The organism is Mesorhizobium sp. ES1-4 (assembly GCF_020164745.1).
Lineage (GTDB): Bacteria > Pseudomonadota > Alphaproteobacteria > Rhizobiales > Rhizobiaceae > Mesorhizobium.
In genome coordinates this window covers 123,041-137,369 of the sequence record NZ_JAIUGV010000006.1, presented here as the reverse complement: position 1 = coordinate 137,369, position 14,329 = coordinate 123,041, and the positions used below count along the sequence as shown (strand labels likewise).

Here is a 14,329-nt window from a genome sequence, read left to right as displayed (position 1 = left end):
GGCTTTGCGGCCGAGCTGTACGATTGACAGTCGCCATCCCGGGTGCGACCCGCAAACCCTCTCTTGCGGCGGCGCCAGACAATTGCCACTTGGCGGGACGTCCTAGGATCGAATCGGGATCGGAATGCGATGAAGAACGGCGTGGTCATTGTCGGTGCGGGTCATGCGGGCGTGCAAGCGGCCGCCAGTCTGCGCGAGGATGGCTATGAAGGGCCGGTGATCCTGGTCGGTGACGAGAACGAACTGCCCTACCACAAGCCGCCGCTGTCGAAGACCTTCATCAAGGATGCCGAGGCCAAGCCGCAACCGCTTCGAGGCGAGGCCTTCTACACCGGCAGCGCCATCGACTACCGGCCGGGCATCCGGATCGAGCGCATCGATGCCCGCCGCCACAGTCTCGAAATTGCCGGCGGCGGCGCGCTTGCCTTCGACCATCTGATCCTGGCGACCGGCTCGCGCCCGCGCGCCCTGCCGCTGCTTGGGGCGGACCTGTCCGGCGTGGTGTCGCTGCGTTCGCTTTCCGACGCGCGGCTGATCCGGGAGCTGAGCGCGCAGAGCGAAGATGTTGTCATCCTCGGCGGCGGCTTCATCGGCTTGGAGATCGCCGCGACGCTGCGGGCGGGCGGCCGCACCGTGACGGTGGTGGAGGCGGTCGACCGGCTGCTCGGTCGTGCCGTGGCACCGGTGGTGGCGAGCCATGTCCAGCAAAGGCTGGAAGCGACGGGTGTGCGCATCCTCACCGGAACCTCGATTTCAGGGCTCGAAGGCGAAAACGGCCATGTCGTGGCTGCGATCAGCTCGTCAGGCGAAAGGCTGCCGGCACGTATGGTCATTGTCGGCATCGGCGCCGTGCCGAATGTCGAACTGGCGCAGGCAGCCGGCCTCACCATAGCCAACGGCATCCGCGTCGATCACCAGATGCGGAGCTCGGTGCCGGAGATTCTGGCCATCGGCGACGCCGCCTCGTACCGGCACTGGTTCACCGGCGGCGACGTGCGGCTGGAATCGGTGCAGAACGCCACCGACCAGGCGCGGCTCGCCGCGCGGACCATCACCGGTCACATCGATGCCTACTCGGCGGTGCCATGGTTCTGGTCAGACATTGGCGACATGAAACTGCAGATGGTCGGCCTGACCGCCGGCGGCGACAGCCATGTCGTGCTGGGTGACCTGCCCGACAACAAATTCTCGATCTACCACTATGCCGGCGACCGGCTGCTCGGCATCGAATCCGTCAACCGGCCGGGTGACCACATGCTTGGCCGCAAGATGCTCGGCGCCGGCTTCTCGCCGACGCGGGAAACGGTGGCGCTAGGCCCCGAAAGGCTGAAGGCAGCACTTGCCGCGTTTCAGAACCAGGAGCCTGCAAAGGCCAGTGCGTAGAATTGCCAATATTTGCCATACGCTATATCGTGCGCGAATGAGCACCATGAATATCTCACTGCCGGATAGCTTGAAACATTTTGTCGATCAGCAAGTGGCGGATCGGGGCTATGGGACGAGCAGCGAATATGTGCGTGAATTGATCCGTCATGATCAGGATCGCCAACTTCTGCGCGGTTTGCTTCTCGAGGGCGCATCATCCGCGCCGGGCGCTCCCGTCGACGCCGACTATTTTGCCGCGCTGCGAAAACGAGCGCAGGGCCAATAAGTTAGGTGGCCGCAAAAGCGATTGTTCCTCGAAGCCTTGCTCTGCGGGATATCGAGGAGGCCGTTGATTATTTTGCACGCGAAGTTGGTTCGCGTGTGGCGCTGGGTTATGTCGAGGATCTTCAAAGCGCCTACGAACTGATAGCCAGCCATCCAGCATCCGGCTCTTTGAGATATGGCTACGAAATCGGATTGCCCGGCCTGCGTAGCGTACAACTCAAGCGCTATCCATACCTGATTTTCTATGTTGAGCAGACCGACCATATCGATGTGTGGCGCGTGCTGCATGCCAGAATGAATATTCCGGCCTGGTTGCAGACCCCGAACTCCTGACGGCCGTTTACCGGCCTCGGCGTAGAACCGTCAGGAGGGGAATGGGCGCCGCCCCTCAGGCGGCGCAGGCTTCGCGGATCGAGCTTTCGAGGATGTCGAGCGCCTCGTTCATGACTTCGTCCTGGATGGTGATCGGCGCCAGGAAGCGGATGACGTTGCCGTAGACGCCGCAGGTCAGCAGGATCAGCCCCTTGTCGAGCGCCTTCAGCCTGACCGCATTGGCGATTTCGGCCGATGGCAGGCCCTTCTTGACGTCGTTGAACTCCACCGCATTCATGAAGCCAAGCCCCCTGATGTCGACGATCTCGGGCACGTCGTCGCGGATCGACTGCAGACGCTGCTTCAGCCGCGCACCCAGCGTGTTGGCGCGGTCGCACAGCTTTTCGTCCTCGATCACGTCGAGAACCGCATGTGCGGCGGCGACGCCGATCGGGCTGCCGCCATAGGTGCCGCCGAGCCCGCCAGGGCCAGGCGCATCCATGATCTCGGCCCGGCCGGTGACGGCCGCCAGCGGAAAGCCGCCGGCCAGGCTCTTGGCCATGGTGGTGATGTCGGCCGCCACATCATGGTGATCCATCGCGAACATCTTGCCGGTGCGGGCAAAGCCGGTCTGCACTTCATCGGCGATCAGAAGCATTCCATGCTGGTCGCAGAGCTTGCGCAGCGCGGTCAGGAGTTCACGCGGCGCGTCGTAGAAGCCGCCCTCACCCTGAACCGGCTCGATTATGATCGCGGCGACGCGGGCCGGATCGACATCGGCCTTGAACAGCTTGTCGAGGGCGGCCAGCGAATCGGCGACCGAGACACCATGCAGTTGCACGGGGAACGGCACGTGGTAGACGTCGCCCGGCATGGCGCCGAAGCCAACCTTGTAGGGTACGACCTTGCCGGTCAGCGCCATGCCCATGAAGGTGCGGCCGTGGAAGCCGCCGCCAAAGGCGATGACGGCCTGGCGGCCCGTGGCGTTGCGGGCGATCTTGATGGCGTTCTCGACCGCCTCGGCGCCGGTGGTGACAAAGATGGTCTTCTTCTCGAACTTGCCGGGCAGCATGGCGTTCAGCCGCTCGGCCAGCCGCACATAGCTCTCATAAGGAACAACCTGGTGGCAGGTGTGGGTAAAGCGGTCGAGTTGCGCCTTGACCGCCTCGATCACCCTGGGGTGGCGGTGGCCGGTGTTGACGACGGCGATGCCCGAGGAGAAGTCGATATAGCGGCGGCCCTCTACGTCCCAGATTTCCGAGTTCTCGGCCCGGTCGGCGTAGATCTGCGTGGTCATCCCGACGCCGCGTGAAATCGACTGGTTCTTGCGTTCGGAAATGGCTGAATTCTTCATGGTATCCCTCATCGGGCCGGTGCCCGTTCTCGTTGATCAGACGTCTTCTGACCTTATTTCACGTTTTCCTCAAGTCGGCACCATTGGCTGGCGATTGGGCCTGCATCCAGCGGATGCCTGCCCCTTAACCAGTCGTGCGATACGTGTACGAGACCGGTTTCCTTTTTATGGCGATCGATTATCCTCCAGCTATCCGCGAGGTGTCGCGATCAACGAGCGGCCCGCGGCAGAGGGGAGCCCATGAGCAGGAACGCGACTTCGTCCGTCTCGCCGTCATCGCTCAAAACCTCCCGCCGATTGTCTTGTCCCACCGCTTCGATTCTCGCCTGCACGGCCCTGGCGCTGCTCGCGGGCTGCCAGAAGCAGGAGGCGGCGGAAAAAAAGCTGCCCGTGATGGTGCGCACCGAAACGGTGGCCATGGCCGATTATGCACCGAGGACCTCGCTGACCGGAGTGATCGCGGCGCGCACGCTGAACAATCTGTCGTTCCGGGTCGGCGGACGCGTCGCGGAGCGGCTTGTCGGTGTCGGCCAGCATGTCGATAAAGGGACGGTGCTTGCCCGCATCGATCCGCAGGAGCAGCAGGCCGACCTGCGTTCGGCGCAGGCCGATCTCGATGCCGCACGGGCGCAATTGACCCAAGCCGCAGCCACTTTCGAGCGGCAGAAGACGCTGCTTGCCCAGGGCTTCACCACCAGGCGCGATTATGACACGGCCGACCAGGCCTTGAAGGTGGCGCAAGGCAGCGTCGACGCCGGGCAGAGCGCGTTGGCCAATGCCTAGCAGAACCTGTCCTTCACCGAGCTCAAGGCGGGCGCGCCGGGCGTGATCACCGCCCGTCAGGTCGAGGCTGGCCAGGTGGTGCAGGCGGCGCAGACGGCCTTCACGATCGCCGAGGATGGCGACCGCGACGCGGTGTTCAATGTGCAGGAGACGCTGGTCGCCAGGACACCCGCCTCTCCGGCGGTGACGATCACGCTGTTGTCCGATCCGCAGGTCAGGGCAACAGGCAAAGTGCGCGAAATCTCGCCGGCGGTCGACCCGGCTTCAGGCTCGATAAGGGTCAAGGTCGCCATTCCCGACACGCCGCCCGGCATGCCGCTGGGGGCGGCCGTCATCGGCTCGGTCGGCGCCAAACCGGCGAAGGCGATCCTGCTGCCCTGGCAGGCGCTGACCTCCAGCGCCGGCAAGCCGGCAGTCTGGGTCGTCGATACCGCGACCAAGGCGGTGACGGCGACACCTGTCGAGGTGCTGGCTTACGATTCGGGAACCGTCGTCATCGCCAAGGGGCTGGACGTGGGCCAAAGCGTCGTCACAGCGGGCGGGCAATTGCTCAGCCCAGGCCAGACGGTCGAGACAGCGGGAGCGGCGCAATGAAGCGGCTGCCAGCCATCCTGCTTGGCCTTGCCGCGCTTGGCACGCTCGCCGGCTGCTCGAAGTCGGACGAAAAGCCTCCAGAGATCATCCGGCCGGTGCTGTCCGTGGTGGTCGAGCCGCGCACCACCCAGACTTTCGGCTTTGCCGGCTCGATCGAGCCGCAGGTCAGTGCCGATCTTGCCTTCCGCCTGCTTGGTCGGGTTGTCTCGCGCGACGTCAAGGTCGGCGACATCGTCACCAAGGGCACGACGATCGCCGCGCTCGACCCGACCGCGCTCGAGCTGGCGGTGCAAGCAGCCAAGGCGGAACTCTCCAACGCCGAGGCGCAATTCGCGAACGCCGCCGCCAGCGAGGAGCGCCAGCGCCAGTTGCTTGCCTCCGCCAACACGCCACAGTCCGTCTTCGATGCCGCGCAGCAGGCACGGAAGGCGGCCGAAGCCAGTGTCGAACGGGCCAAGGCCTCGCTGGCGAAGTCGCAGGAGCAGCTTGGTTATGCCAGGCTGTTCTCGGATTTTGACGGTGTCGTCACCGCGGTCGGCGCGGAGGTTGGCCAGACGGTTTCGCCCGGCCAGACTGTCGTCACCGTGGCGCGCTCGGACCTGCGCGAGGCGGTGGTCGATATTCCCGATCAGTTGACCGGCGATCTAACCGCCGGCACACCGTTCCAGGTCATCCTGCAATCACTGCCGACGATCCAGACGGAGGCCAAGCTGCGCGAAATCGCGCCACAGGCCGAGGGCTCGACCCGCACCCGGCGCGTCAAGCTGACGCTGACCGATCCGCCGCAGGCCTTCAGGCTGGGGTCGACCGTAACGGCGACCCGGATCACCAAGGTCGTACCAACAATCGAGCTGCCCATTTCGGCGCTGCTCGAAAAGGATGGTTCCGACAAGGTGTGGATCGTCGATCCGCGGACGTCGAGCGTGAGCGCGCGCGATATCAAGCTCGCGTCGAAGAATGGCGGCACCTTCACCGTTGCCGAAGGGCTCGAGGCCGGCATGCGCGTCGTCACCGCGGGCGTTCACAGCCTGAGCGAAGGCCAAAAGGTGAAAGTGCCCGAGGGAGGGGCCTCATGAAAGGCTTCAACCTCTCCGACTGGGCACTCAACCACCGCTCGCTCGTCTGGTACTTCATGCTGGTCTTCGTGTTGGCCGGCGTATTTTCCTATCTCAATCTCGGCCGCGAGGAAGATCCGTCCTTCACCATCAAGACGATGATCGTCCAGGCCAACTGGCCAGGCGCCTCGGTCAACGAGACCGTGCGCCAGGTGACCGACCGCATCGAGAAGAAGCTCGAGGAACTCGACAGCCTCGACTACACCAAGTCGCTCACAACAGCCGGCCAGACCGTCATCTTCGTCAACCTGAAGCCGACCACCAAGGCGCGCGACGTCGTGCCGACCTGGCTTCAGGTGCGCAATATGGTCAACGACATCCGCTCGCAGTTTCCGCAAGGCGTGCAGGGACCTTTTTTCAACGACCGCTTCGGCGACGTCTACGGCAACATCTACGCCTTCACGGCGGACGGGCTGACCCCGCGCCAGTTGCGCGACTATGTCGAGGATATCAGAACAAGAATCCTGACCGTGCCGAATGCCGGCAAGGTCGACCTGGTGGGCGCCCAGGACGAAGCCATCTATCTCGAATTCTCGACCCGCCAGATCGCGGCGCTTGGTCTTAACCAGCAGGCGATCGTGGCCAGCCTGCAGGCGCAGAACGCCATCACGCCGTCCGGGGTCATCCAGTCCGGCCCGGAACGCATCAGCGTGCGCGTCGGCGGCCAGTTCACTTCGGAAGAAAGCCTTCGCGCCATCAATCTGCGCGTCAACGATCGCTTCTTCCGGCTGAGCGACGTGGCAACGATCACGCGCGGCTATGTCGATCCGCCGACGGCGCTGTTCCGTTTCAACGGCCAGGACGCGATCGGACTCGCCATCGGCATGAAGCCCAACGCCAACCTGCTGCAGTTCGGCGAGGCCCTGCATGAGGAAATGAACAAGGTGCTGGCCGACCTGCCGGTCGGCGTCGGCGTGCATCTGGTCGCCGACCAGCCGGTCATCGTCGAGGAAGCGGTGTCGGGCTTCACGCGCGCCTTGTTCGAGGCGGTGGCCATCGTGCTCGCGGTGTCGTTCATCAGCCTCGGCATGCGCGCCGGCTTCGTGGTGGCGCTGTCGATCCCGCTGGTGCTGGCCATCACCTTCACGGTGATGGAATATCTCGGCATATCGCTGCAGCGCATTTCGCTGGGTGCGCTGATCATCGCGCTCGGCCTGCTGGTCGACGACGCCATGATCGCGGTGGAGATGATGGTGGCGCGACTGGAGGTCGGCGATAGCCTGCGCAAGGCCGCGACCTATGTCTACACCTCGACTGCCTTCCCGATGCTGACCGGCACGCTGGTAACGGTCGCAGGCTTCATCCCGATCGGCCTCAACTCGAGCGCGGCAGGCGAATACACCTTCACCCTGTTCGTCGTCATCGCCGTATCGCTGCTGGTGTCATGGATCGTGGCGGTGCTGTTCGCGCCGCTGCTCGGCGTCACCATCCTGCCGGCGACGATGAAGGCCAAGCACCACGACCAGCCCGGCCGCCTCACGTCGCTGTTTCGAAGGGTCCTTGTCGGCTCGGTGCGCCATCGCTGGCTGACGATCATCGTGACGGTGCTGTTGTTTGCGGCCTCGATCGCCGGTTTCGGCCTTGTCCAGCAGCAGTTCTTCCCGCCATCCGACCGGCCGGAACTGGTCGTCGACTGGAACTTGCCGCAGAACGCGTCGATCGTCGATACACGCGACCAGATGGAGCGCTTCGAACAGCGGGCGCTGGTCGGCAATCCCGACATCGACCATTTCTCGTCCTATATCGGCCAGGGCGCGGTGCGCTTCGTGCTGGCCTATGACGTGCAGCCGGCCAACCCCTATTTCGGCCAGACAGTGATCGTCACCAAGAGCATCGAGGCGCGCAACCGGGTGAAGCCGGCGCTGGAGAAGCTGCTGCGCGAGGAGTTCGTCGGCACCGACGCCTTCGTCAAGCTGCTCGAACTCGGTCCGCCGGTCGGGCGTCCGGTGCAATACCGCGTCGGCGGCCCCGACATCCAGACGGTGCGCCAACTGGCGCAACAATTCGCCGGCATTATTTCCGTCAACCCCAAGCTCGCCGCTCCGACCTTCGACTGGAACGAACCGCAACGCGTGCTGAGGGTCGACGTGCTGCAGGACAAGGCGCGCCAGCTCGGCATTACCTCCTCCGACATCGCCAGCGCGCTGAACAGCACGGTTGGCGGCTCCACCATCACCCAGGTGCGCGACGCCACCTATTTGATCAATGTCGTGGCCCGCTCACGCGACGCCGAGCGTGGCTCGATCGAAACGTTGCAGAACATGCAGCTGCCGACCAGCACCGGCGAGGCGATCCCGCTCGCGGCGGTGGCCAACTTCCGCTACGACCTCGAGCAGCCGACGGTTTGGCGGCGCGACCGCATCCCGACCATCACCGTGCGCGCCGGGCTGGTTGGCGACGCACTGCCGGCGACCGTGGTCAACGAACTCAAGCCGTCGGTCGACGCCTTCATCGCCAAGCTGCCGCCTGGCTATTCGGTCGAGACCGCCGGCTCCGTCGAGGAGAGCGCCAAAAGCCAGGGACCGATCGCCGCCGTGGTGCCGTTGATGCTGTTCGTGATGGCGACAATCCTGATGGTGCAGTTGCAGAGCTTCCAGCGCCTGTTCCTGGTGGTGGCGGTGGCGCCTCTCGGCCTGATCGGCGTGGTGGCGGCGCTGGTGCCGAGCGGCGCGCCGTTAGGCTTCGTCGCCATCCTTGGCGTGCTGGCGCTGATCGGTATCCTGATCCGCAACTCCGTCATCCTGATCGTGCAGATCGAGGATCTCGTCCGGGAGGGCAAGGATCGCTGGGCCGCCGTGATCGAGGCGACCGAGCACCGCATGCGGCCGATCGCTCTGACGGCCGCCGCCGCCAGCCTGGCGCTGATCCCGATCGCCCGCGAAGTGTTCTGGGGGCCGATGGCCTATGCCATGATGGGCGGCATCATCGCCGGCACCGCGATCACGCTGCTGTTCCTGCCGGCGCTGTATGTGACGTGGTTCCGTATCAAGGAGCCGAAGCGGGAGCCCGAAGGCAACGGCGTACAAGGGGAAACGGTGCCCGAAGGTGGAGCGGTTTGAGACGGAAATTCGACTGCCGAGTTCCCGCCCACCCCTCGGTCGGCGATAAACGTCAGGCCCGCACAAACCCCTCGCTCGCCCTGAGCAGATTGCGCGTATAGTCCGCATCGACGCGGTGGCCGATCAGCTGGCTGGCGGTCAGCGTCTCCACCGCCTCGCCGTTCTGCATCACCATCAGCCGCTCGCACATATGGGTGATGATGGCGAGGTCGTGGCTGACCATCAGAAAGGTGAGCTTGCGCCGCCGCCGCACCTCTTCGAGCAAGTTCAGCACTTCGGCCTGCACCGAGGCGTCGAGCGCCGAAGTCGGCTCGTCGAGCAGCAGGATCGAGGGTTCGAGGATCAGCGCACGCGCGATCGCCACGCGCTGGCGCTGGCCGCCCGAGAGCTGGTGCGCGTAGCGGAAGCGAAAACCCTTGCCGAGGCCAACCTCGTCCAGCGCGCGTTCGATGCGCCTTTCTCCGTCGGCGAAGCCGTGGATGGCTAGAGGTTCCTGCAGCAGGCGGTCGACGGTCTGGCGTGGGTGCAGCGAGCCGTACGGATCCTGGAAGACCATCTGCACCTCGCGGTAAAACGCCCTGTCGCGGCTTTTGCCGAGCCTCTTGCCGTTGACGGTGATGGTGCCCGAGGAGACCGGCGCCAAGCCGGTGATCGCTCTCAGCAGCGTCGATTTGCCGGAGCCGCTTTCGCCGACCAGCCCGTAGGACTCTCCCTCCCTGACCTCGAGGCTGACGCCCTTCAGCGCGCGAAAGCGGTCGAAGACCACTTCCAGCCCCTCGACGACGATCGCGGCGGTCATGCCGACCACTCCGGCTTGCGCTCGAGTACCGGCAGCGGGTGGCGCTCGAAGCCGATCCTCGGCATGCAATTGAGCAGGCCGCGCGTGTAGGGATGCTGGGCATGGCGTAGCTCGGAGGCCTTCAACTGCTCGACGACCTTGCCCGCATACATGACCACGACGCGGTCGCAGAAGGACGAGACCAGGCGCAGATCGTGCGAGATGAAGATCAGCCCCATGCCGCGCTCACTGACCAGTTTATCCAGGATGTCGAGCACGTCGAGCTGCACGGTGACGTCGAGCGCCGACGTCGGCTCGTCGGCGATCAGCATTTCCGGTCCGGCGATCAGCATCATGGCGATCATGGCGCGCTGGCCCATGCCGCCGGAGACCTCGTGCGGATGCAGATCGAAGACGCGTTTGGGGTCACGGATCTGTACGGCCTCCAGCATGGCCAGCGCCCGCTCCCGCGCCTCGGCCTTGGTGACTGTCTCGTGCGTGCGCAGCGTCTCGACGATCTGGCGGCCGATGCTCATCACCGGGTCGAGCGAGTATTTCGGATCCTGCAGGATCATGGCGATGCGGTTGCCGCGCAATGCCCGGCGTTGGCGTGACGAGACGCCGAGCAGGTCGATGCCGTCGAAGGTCAATTTGTTGGCCGATATCCTCGCCTGCGGTGGTGTCAGGCCCATGATGGCACGGCCCGTCTGCGACTTGCCCGAGCCGGACTCACCGACGATGCCGAGGCGTTCGCGGCCGAGCGAAAAGGAAACGCCACGCACCGCCTCGATCAGCCCGGTGCGGGTCGGGAAGGTGACGCGCAGATCCTCGACGTCGAGAAGGGCGCTCATTGGTCACCGCTTCGCGGATCGAGCGCGTCGCGCAGGCCGTCGCCAAGCAAGTTGAAGCCGAGGCTGACGATGAGGATAGCGAAGCCCGGCGCACCGGCCACCCACCATTGGTCGAGCACGAAGCGGCGGCCCGACGCGATCATGGTGCCCCATTCGGGCAGCGGCGGCTGCGCGCCGAGGCCGAGGAAACCGAGGCCGGCGGCGGTGAGGATGATGCCGGCCATGTCGAGCGTGACGCGGATGATCAGCGACGAGATGCACAGCGGCATGATGTGGCGCAGCACGATGCGGAAGGGCGAGGCGCCCATCAGTTGCACCGCCTTGATGTAATCGGAATTGCGCACGGTCAGCGTTTCCGCTCGGGCAATTCGAGCATAAGGAGGCCAGGAGGTGATGGCGATGGCCAGCACCGCATTCTCGATGCCAGGGCCGAGGGCCGCGACGAAGGCCAGCGCCAGGATCAGCTTGGGGAAAGCGAGGAAGATGTCGGTGATGCGCATCAGGATGGCATCGGTCCAGCCGCCGGCATAGCCGGCGACGGTGCCGACCAGCAGGCCGATGGGAGCCGCGATGATGGCAACCAGAATGACCACATAGAGCGTCCAGCGCGAGCCGTAGAGGATGCGCGAAAGGATGTCGCGGCCAAGGTCGTCGGTGCCGAACCAATGCTCAGCACTCGGCGCCAGCAGCCGCGCGTTCTTCAGGTCGCCGAAGGTCGGCGAATAGGGCGCCAGCACACCGGCAAGCGCGGCAATGAGCAAGAGCGCGATGATGATGAGCAGACCGACAAGGGCCAGCCGATTGGCGGAAAAGCGCCGCCACGCGACATAGGCGCGGCCGAGCCTGGCCTGCATGCGCGACGCCGGCCGTTCCGACAGCAACCATTCGCGGCGGCTCTGGATCGCCTCGGCGCTCATGCGGATTTCGTCCTTGGATCGAGCAGGCGGTAAAGCAAGTCGGACAGAAGGTTGATGCCTATGAACACCGAGCCGATGACGATGGTACCGCCGAGCACCGCGTTCATGTCGGCGTTCTGCAGCGAGTTGGTGATGTAGAGGCCGATGCCCGGCCAGGAGAAAACGGTCTCCGTCAGCACCGAGCCTTCGAGCAGCCCGGCATAGGACAGCGCGATTACCGTCACCATCGGCACGGCGGCATTGCGCAGCGCGTGGCCCCAGATGATGCGGGTTTCCGACAGGCCCTTGGCGCGCGCGGCGACGACATATTCCTGGGCGAGTTCATTGAGCATGAACGAGCGCGTCATGCGGCTGATATAGGCGAGCGAGAAATAGCCGAGCAGCGAGGCCGGCAGGACGATGTGCCGGAAGGCGTCGTAAAAGACGTCCCACTGTCCCTGCATCGCCGAGTCGAGCAGGTAGAAACCGGTGATCGGCGTGAAGGTGTATTCGTAGACGACGTCGAGCCGGGCGGGGAACGCGACCCATTGCAGCTTGGCGTAGAACAGCACCAGGGCCAGCATGCCAAGCCAGAAGATCGGCACGGAATAACCGATCAGGCCGATGACGCGCACGATCTGGTCGATGAGGCTGCCGCGCTTCACCGCGGCCAGTACGCCAAGCGGCACGCCAAACAACGCGCCGATCAGTGTCCCCAGCGTGGCCAGTTCCGTCGTTGCCGGAAGCGCGCGGCGGATGTCGGTCATGACCGGATTGGTGGTCAGCACCGAGGTGCCGAAATCACCGTTCAGGGCGTTTTTCACATAGATGTAGAACTGCTCGATCAAAGGCAGGTCTAGACCCATCTCGCGGCGCGTGCGCTCGACGACATTAAGTGGCGCCCGGTCGCCGAGCACCGCCAGCACCGGATCGATCGGGATGACACGGCCAATGAAGAAGGTGACCGCAAGCAGGCCAAGATAGGTCGTCACCGCGATGACCAGGAAGCGGCCGATCGCCGACGCAATAGCGACCGCGCGGGCGCTGCCGCGCCCGCTCTCGTTTTCAATCGCGCTCACGCGGCGCGTCCGTCGGCGTTACTCTTTCGAGACCGGGCCGACGAAGTTGGTATCGAAGCTCGGGCCGAGCTTGAAGTCCTTGAGGTTCTTGCGTAGCCCGGCCACTTCCAACTGCTGATGGATGATGACGAAGGGGCTGGTGTCGAGGACCTTCTGCTGCAGATCCTTGTACATATCAGCGCGCTTGGCCGTATCCTTCTCCAGGAGTGCCGCTTCCGTCTCCTTGGTCAACTCCGGAATGTCCCAGCTATTGCGCCAGGCGAGTGTGTGCGACTTGCCGGCATCGGAATTATCCGGATTCGAGGCGAAGGTCTGGGCGTTGGAGTTCGGATCGAAATAATCCTGTCCCCAATTGCCGATATAGATGTCGTGGTTGCGGGCGCGGTACTTGGTCAGCGTCTGCTTGCCGTCGCCTGGAATGATCTCCAGCTTGATGCCTGCCTGTCCGAGCGTCTGCTGGATCGATTCCGCCATGCCCGTGGTCGGCTGGCCGGTGCGTACGTCCATGGTGACGCTGAAGCCATCCGGCAGGCCGGCCTTGGCCAGCAGTTCCTTGGCCTTGGCAACGTCGAGCTTGAAGGGATTGTCGTCCATGGCTCCGAGGTCGCCCTTGGGCAAGAACGACTGATGGATTTCGCCGATGCCCTTGAGGATAGTCGTGCTCAAAGCATCATAGTCGACAAGGTATTTGAAGGCCTGACGGACTTCGGGTTTGGCGAGGTTCGGGTTCTTCTGGTTGAGGCTGATGTAGTAGACCGTGCCCTTCGGTGCGCTGGTGGTGGTGAGATCGGCGTTCTTGGCGATGGCGTCGAGGTCGTTCGGCTCGAGGTTGCGGGCTACGTCGATATCCCCGGCTTCAAGTGCCAGGCGTTGCGCCGAGCTTTCCTTCATGTTGCGGTAGATGACGCGAGCGAGCTTGGCCTTCTCGCCATGATAATTATCGTTGCGCTCCATGACGACGGCTTCGTTGGCACGCCACTCGCGCAGCTTGTAGGCGCCCGAGCCGGCATAGCCTGTTTTCAGCCAGGCGTTGCCGAAGTCGTTATCCCATTTGTAATCGGCGGTGGGCGCTGCCTTGACGACGTGCTCCTTGACCAGCTTGCTATCGACGACCGATGCGACGGTAGCCGACAGGCAGTTCAGGACGAAACTTGGCGCGTAAGCCTTGTCGACGATGAACTGGAAGGTGGTGTCGTCGACCGCCTTGGCCTTCTCGGTGACGTTGTCGCCGCTGATGCCGAACTGGTCGATGATGAAGGCCGGGCTCTTGTCCAGCTTGACGGCGCGCTCGAACGAATAGGCGACGTCGGCGGCGGTGATCGGGTTGCCGGAGGCGAATTTCAGGCCCGGCTTGAGCTTGAACGTATAGGTCAGGCCATCGTCGGAGACGGTCCAGCTTTCGGCGAGATCGGGCTTGACCTTGGAAGTGTCGCTGAGGTCGAGGCGGACAAGAAGGTCATAGGTGTTGCCGGTGACTTCGGCGGTCGACAGTTCGAACGCCTCGCCCGGATCCATCGAGATGATGTCGTCGATGGCAAAACCTTCGACAAGCGTGTCGGCGGGCGTCACTGCGCCAGCCGGCGCTCCGGCCAGAAGCAGCGCCGACATGGCGGCGCCCGCAAGCAGGATGCGGGATCGTAGAGCAAGCTTTTCCATCATCATGATGATTGTTCCCTGTTTTGTTGTTTGTGGACCTGAGTTCCCGGCTCAGGATTGCGGTGTTCTTTTCGGGGTCTGACGAAGCCCTTGAACGCTACCGTCGTGGTTTTTGTCCAGTTGGTCAACACCATATCCGGCGCCCCCGGGACCGGCAACGAGGATTTGTGAGACAGCATGAGCGGATCAGAATGCACTGCGG

11 protein-coding genes and 1 pseudogene are annotated in these 14,329 nt (G+C 64.2%); 6 read left to right on the top strand and 6 right to left on the bottom strand.

Translation table 11 applies throughout. The features are described from left to right. Positions 1–129 precede the first annotated feature (129 nt). Genes LB556_RS13350 through LB556_RS13340 form a run of 3 tightly spaced genes read left to right on the top strand, consistent with a single transcriptional unit; the run spans position 130 to position 1,983 of the window. Positions 130–1,383, top strand: a complete 1,254-nt coding sequence (locus LB556_RS13350; protein ID WP_224567728.1) for an NAD(P)/FAD-dependent oxidoreductase — start codon at positions 130–132, stop codon at positions 1,381–1,383. 37 nt (positions 1,384–1,420) lie between these two features. Then, positions 1,421–1,651 (top strand): type II toxin-antitoxin system ParD family antitoxin, encoded by a 231-nt coding sequence (locus LB556_RS13345; RefSeq protein WP_318011283.1) that lies wholly within the window; start codon positions 1,421–1,423, stop codon positions 1,649–1,651. 5 nt (positions 1,652–1,656) lie between these two features. After that, positions 1,657–1,983 carry a type II toxin-antitoxin system RelE/ParE family toxin gene (locus tag LB556_RS13340; RefSeq protein WP_224567726.1) on the top strand — a complete coding sequence of 109 codons (327 nt, stop codon included), beginning with the start codon at positions 1,657–1,659 and terminating at the stop codon, positions 1,981–1,983. Positions 1,984–2,038: 55 nt separating this feature from the next. On the opposite strand, the gene LB556_RS13335 is transcribed toward LB556_RS13340, so the two are convergent. Then, the gene (locus LB556_RS13335; RefSeq protein WP_224567725.1) at positions 2,039–3,316 is read right to left on the bottom strand and encodes a 4-aminobutyrate--2-oxoglutarate transaminase; all 1,278 of its coding nucleotides are present in this window, start codon (positions 3,314–3,316) and stop codon (positions 2,039–2,041) included. 240 nt (positions 3,317–3,556) lie between these two features. On the opposite strand from LB556_RS13335, the pseudogene LB556_RS32000 reads away from it, so the two are divergent. The 3 genes and pseudogenes from LB556_RS32000 to LB556_RS13315 all read left to right on the top strand — a co-directional run bounded on the left by LB556_RS32000 (position 3,557) and on the right by LB556_RS13315 (position 8,867). Next, positions 3,557–4,693 (top strand): annotated as a pseudogene (locus LB556_RS32000) (efflux RND transporter periplasmic adaptor subunit). Further along, entirely contained in the window at positions 4,690–5,769 is a 1,080-nt protein-coding gene (locus LB556_RS13320; RefSeq protein WP_224567723.1) for an efflux RND transporter periplasmic adaptor subunit, read from the top strand. The pseudogene LB556_RS32000 and the gene LB556_RS13320 overlap by 4 nt, the downstream one beginning before the upstream one ends. Continuing rightward, complete coding sequence (locus LB556_RS13315) at positions 5,766–8,867, top strand: efflux RND transporter permease subunit (RefSeq protein ID WP_224567722.1); 3,102 nt, start codon at positions 5,766–5,768, stop codon at positions 8,865–8,867. The genes LB556_RS13320 and LB556_RS13315 overlap by 4 nt, the downstream gene beginning before the upstream one ends. 52 nt (positions 8,868–8,919) lie before the next feature. Here the strand turns inward: LB556_RS13315 and LB556_RS13310 are convergent, their stop codons facing one another. Genes LB556_RS13310 through LB556_RS13290 form a run of 5 tightly spaced genes read right to left on the bottom strand, consistent with a single transcriptional unit; the run spans position 8,920 to position 14,133 of the window. Then, positions 8,920–9,666: an ABC transporter ATP-binding protein gene (locus LB556_RS13310; RefSeq protein ID WP_224567721.1), complete on the bottom strand. Its 747-nt coding sequence runs from the start codon at positions 9,664–9,666 to the stop codon at positions 8,920–8,922. Beyond that, on the bottom strand, positions 9,663–10,496 hold the full coding sequence (locus LB556_RS13305) for an ABC transporter ATP-binding protein (protein ID WP_224567720.1): 834 nt from the start codon (positions 10,494–10,496) through the stop codon (positions 9,663–9,665). The genes LB556_RS13310 and LB556_RS13305 overlap by 4 nt, the downstream gene beginning before the upstream one ends. After that, positions 10,493–11,413, bottom strand: a complete 921-nt coding sequence (gene nikC / locus LB556_RS13300) for a nickel transporter permease (protein ID WP_224567719.1) — start codon at positions 11,411–11,413, stop codon at positions 10,493–10,495. The genes LB556_RS13305 and nikC overlap by 4 nt, the downstream gene beginning before the upstream one ends. Next, positions 11,410–12,471 carry an ABC transporter permease gene (locus LB556_RS13295; RefSeq protein WP_224567717.1) on the bottom strand — a complete coding sequence of 354 codons (1,062 nt, stop codon included), beginning with the start codon at positions 12,469–12,471 and terminating at the stop codon, positions 11,410–11,412. The genes nikC and LB556_RS13295 overlap by 4 nt, the downstream gene beginning before the upstream one ends. A gap of 18 nt (positions 12,472–12,489) precedes the next feature. Next, positions 12,490–14,133, bottom strand: a complete 1,644-nt coding sequence (locus tag LB556_RS13290) for an ABC transporter substrate-binding protein (RefSeq protein ID WP_224567715.1) — start codon at positions 14,131–14,133, stop codon at positions 12,490–12,492. Positions 14,134–14,329: the final 196 nt, after the last annotated feature.

Excerpts from the sequence above, each read along its gene's own strand:
- LB556_RS13305 (WP_224567720.1), bottom strand. The coding sequence starts at position 10,496 with ATGAGCGCCCTTCTCGACGTCGAGGATCTGCGCGTCACCTTCCCGACC.
- LB556_RS13335 (WP_224567725.1), bottom strand. The coding sequence starts at position 3,316 with ATGAAGAATTCAGCCATTTCCGAACGCAAGAACCAGTCGATTTCACGC.
- LB556_RS13345 (WP_318011283.1), top strand. The coding sequence starts at position 1,421 with ATGAGCACCATGAATATCTCACTGCCGGATAGCTTGAAACATTTTGTC.
- LB556_RS13350 (WP_224567728.1), top strand. The coding sequence starts at position 130 with ATGAAGAACGGCGTGGTCATTGTCGGTGCGGGTCATGCGGGCGTGCAA.
- LB556_RS13320 (WP_224567723.1), top strand. The coding sequence starts at position 4,690 with ATGAAGCGGCTGCCAGCCATCCTGCTTGGCCTTGCCGCGCTTGGCACG.
- LB556_RS13310 (WP_224567721.1), bottom strand. The coding sequence starts at position 9,666 with ATGACCGCCGCGATCGTCGTCGAGGGGCTGGAAGTGGTCTTCGACCGC.
- LB556_RS13315 (WP_224567722.1), top strand. The coding sequence starts at position 5,766 with ATGAAAGGCTTCAACCTCTCCGACTGGGCACTCAACCACCGCTCGCTC.
- LB556_RS13290 (WP_224567715.1), bottom strand. The coding sequence starts at position 14,133 with ATGATGATGGAAAAGCTTGCTCTACGATCCCGCATCCTGCTTGCGGGC.
- nikC (WP_224567719.1), bottom strand. The coding sequence starts at position 11,413 with ATGAGCGCCGAGGCGATCCAGAGCCGCCGCGAATGGTTGCTGTCGGAA.